Annotated in this window: 2 protein-coding genes; one reads left to right on the forward strand and one right to left on the reverse strand. The window is 42.0% G+C overall.

Going from position 1 to position 3,705, the window contains the following annotated elements; translation table 11 throughout:
• Positions 1 to 588 precede the first annotated feature (588 nt).
• Positions 589 to 2,154, reverse strand: a complete 1,566-nt coding sequence (locus ACWXWT_RS20110) for a carboxylesterase/lipase family protein (protein WP_456043345.1) — start codon at positions 2,152 to 2,154, stop codon at positions 589 to 591.
• 205 nt (positions 2,155 to 2,359) lie between these two features.
• Between ACWXWT_RS20110 and ACWXWT_RS20115 the strand changes: the two genes are divergently transcribed.
• On the forward strand, positions 2,360 to 3,235 hold the full coding sequence (locus ACWXWT_RS20115) for a LysR family transcriptional regulator (RefSeq protein ID WP_456043346.1): 876 nt from the start codon (positions 2,360 to 2,362) through the stop codon (positions 3,233 to 3,235).
• Positions 3,236 to 3,705 lie beyond the last annotated feature (470 nt).

The following is a 3,705-nucleotide window of genomic DNA, read 5'->3' on the forward strand; positions in this document are numbered from 1 at the left end:
TTACATACTAAAGCACTACAATACAAAACGTGGTCATAGTTATAACAATTATATGACACCAACAGCTGCCGAAATGGCAGCATAAAAACGCCCCCTGTTTGTGTACAGTTTTACTTGACCACATCACAGCTCTTTGAACTCCCGCTGAAAGATCACATATTTAATAGGATTGGTATAATCAGGAGTTACATGGTCAAGATGAAACAAAGAGCAAAGCCCAGCGAATATGTGTCGATTGATTTAAGGGAAGTTCAAAGTTTACTTTGGCGCTAACCCAACCGGTTGTAGGGTTGGGTTATGTCTATTTTTGATGCTTATGACTAGGGCCTGTTGATCTTTGCTGGTTAAGTTTTGTTCGAGATAAAAACGTTTTAATCGAGGCGAGAGGATTGCTGCCTAGCAATCTAAGCTACTTTTGCTTAACGAAGAGGACTCAACAAAGAGTAAAACGTTTTTAGCCGAACCCTTCGGGCAGCGTTTGTTGGTCATTTGTACAAAGTATCTTCTTTGTACAAATGACCAACAATTCGCTGCCAAACAACCTTGAAAGATCTACAGGCCCTAGGTACGTTTAACGGTAGGTACATTTTAAAATGGGTAATGCTGCCACAGCAATCTTAGTGCTTTGTTAGGGTCATTCACCTGCTTAGATTGCACGTCAAAGCGCATTGTTGTGCGTTTGCTTGGTTGGTATGCTGTCCAATTGGCCTCTCCTGATTTGGCAAATATTGCCCATTGATGATGCATTTCGTTTGCTAACGTCGCTGGGGGGTGCTTGCCTAAAAAAGCGCTAACGGCGGTACTGTTTGTTGTATTAAATACAAACGGCACATCAACAAAGTGTGCTGCACCGAGTCGGCCACCAAATGCAGGTGATAACCAAGAAAAATTATACTTCCAAACATTATTACCATTTTTCACTAACTGTTCCGCAATTCGAATTGCGGGCATTCTGAATGTGAAATCTGATTGTATATTAGCAAAAATGTCACCTTCTGAGAGGTCTTTATTACCGCGAGAATAAAGCGTTAATGATTGGTCGCCTAATGCTAAGTCATTTAGAAACAGAGATATTTGTGTGGCGTTAACACGATCAATCGCGCCACTAGGTACCATATACAAACGCGCTTCTTGATCGGTGCTGCCTACAATAACCGGGATCGATGGGTTGATGTTGTGTTGCAAATTAGTCATTGGCGTGTCTGCAATGAGATCCTTATCTATTACAGGTAAAAATGCCGTACCTCCCCAAGAAAGCATTCCCCAGTCTTGCCTATTTGTGATCTCTTCGCCCATTTCAATCACGGTTGCAACTAATTGCGGGTATGGAACGCTAGCAATACCTTTTATCGTTGCTGGTATGTTCAGTTTACCTGCAAAATGCTGAGTAACGGCTTGGGCCTGCTGCTGTGTTATCGCTTGCATTGGCGGACTTTGCATAATCGCTTTATGGTAAAGTCCATTGGCCTTTTTTGTTCCCAATAGGATAGCCACACTTTCTGCACCCGCAGATTGACCGAATAGGGTTACTTGCGCCGAGTCACCACCAAAATCGGTAATATTGTGTTGCACCCATTGTAGTGCCAATATTTGGTCTAGAATGCCGCGGTTATCAGGAGCGCCATTTAGATGCATAAATCCATCCACACCGACACGGTAATTGACGGTTACGATAATTACCTCATTTTGTGCAAAACGACTACCATCGTACCCCCCTTCAGAAGCATCGCCTCGAATAAAGGCACCACCCGGTATCCAAACCATCACGGGTAGTTTTTCTTTCGCCGTAAGTGCAGATGTTGGTGTCCATATATTGATGGTCAAATCTCCGGGCACACCGACTAAGGTAGTTTTTCCACCGCGGCTAGGTTGCGGAACGGGTTGCTTGATGGCGGTTGCGTCGAGCACGCCATCCCATTTTTTAATCGCTTGTGGCGCTTGAAAGCGACGGCCTTCAACAAACGGATTTTTTGCATAAGGCACGCCGTAAAAAGTGGCAATATTATTGTTTACTGTGCCTTTTAGTTTCCCTAATGATGATGTCACAGTAATGGTGTTGTTTGCCGTCGTTGCAGCAAACAATGGTGCACAAAATATCAGTGCGATGTTCATGAGCCCAGTTAAAAGCATTTTCACAGCTTGTCGTTGATTCATTTCTCTATATCCAATCAGTATTGATGCCTAAAAAAGGTGTAGTTAACGCGCTTAATGGCTCGTAAAACCACAGGTATTAGCTTGCTACAGTGTAATTGTTTGTTGAAAAGTTCAACGTTTTTGAATTTAACAGACTTTATCATTTGAAAAGCGAATTGATAAACGCTAAATTCAACTTAAATCCATCTAATATCTTGATAGATACATGCATAGAATCACATTAGAGCAATGGTATGTCCTTAAAACCGTAATAGATACGGGCGGTTTTACTGCGGCGGCAAAGCAACTACACCGCAGTCAGTCAGCTGTTAGTTATGCGATTAAAAATTTACAAACACAATTAAATGTACAGGTTGTTTGTATAGAAGGTAGAAAGGTGAGTTTAACCGCGGTAGGGGCTGCACTACTTGAGGATGTGCGTCCGTTGCTTAAAGAGTTCAATCATATTGAAACCAAAGCCAAGGCATTAGTATCGGGAGCGCCCGCTAACATCAAGCTTGAAGTGGATAGTATTTATCCCAAAGCACTTCTGTTTAGTGCATTACAGGAATTTGTTGCGCGGTTTCCTCATACGCAAATAGAGTTGAAAGAGGTGGTGCGATTAGCGCCAACCAATGGGGTAGTAAGTTGTGATCTGGCAATAGGCCTACCGTTTAATGGAAAAATAATGGCTGAGAAACTGCTTGATGTTGAGTTACTTGCCGTGGCGCATGTAGAGCATCCGATACATAAAATAAATAAAACCACCCTCAGTGAAACAGACTTGCACTTGTATACGCAGGTCTACCTAAATAGCCATTATCAACATGCCAATAAAACTGTTGAATTACCACGAAAACGCTGGATGGTGAACACAGTTGATACCGCCATAGAAGCAGTATGTAGCCAATTGTGTTTTGGATGGCTACCTCGACACAAGATTGAAACATTAATTGAAAGCAACCAATTACAGCCCCTTTCATTAACCGTAGGTGGGATAAGGAAAATTCCTTTGTACCTTATTTACATGGATCATGATCACTGCAGCCCCGCTATACATATGCTTGCACAATTAATTCATCAAAAAGCAATTAAACAATAGCTACAGTTCTTTTGCGCTATCTGAGGTTTACAACATAGTGCTCTTGCGCGGTTGAGGGCAAAAGATCTCTGAAATGGCTTAATTTAATGGCCATGACAGTGAGTCATATTTAAAATGTAGCTTATTTAAGTTAATTGAGTGGGTGCAGCTTGGTAAGTTATACCAATCCTATTAAATATGTGATCTTTCAGCGGGAGTTCAAAGTGCTGTAGGCAAGGCAGATGATTGAAGCGAATAGTGATCCTCGGTAACAAGCTCCTGCATTACTCTACCTCCAGCATCTGACCGCCATGGATGGTGGGAATGTCTTATTTTTTATGGAAAAAATAGACCATGCAGTCGCATTTTGAAAGCATCTAACGAAGCATAAAGGACTTTGAAACCCGCCAGAATGGAGTCTCTCAGGTATGCCACTTCTGTGTTACATCGATTTAAAAGGCAACAACCATTTCTACATCAATGTGCCTTGA

This window comes from Shewanella sp. A22 (assembly GCF_053850585.1).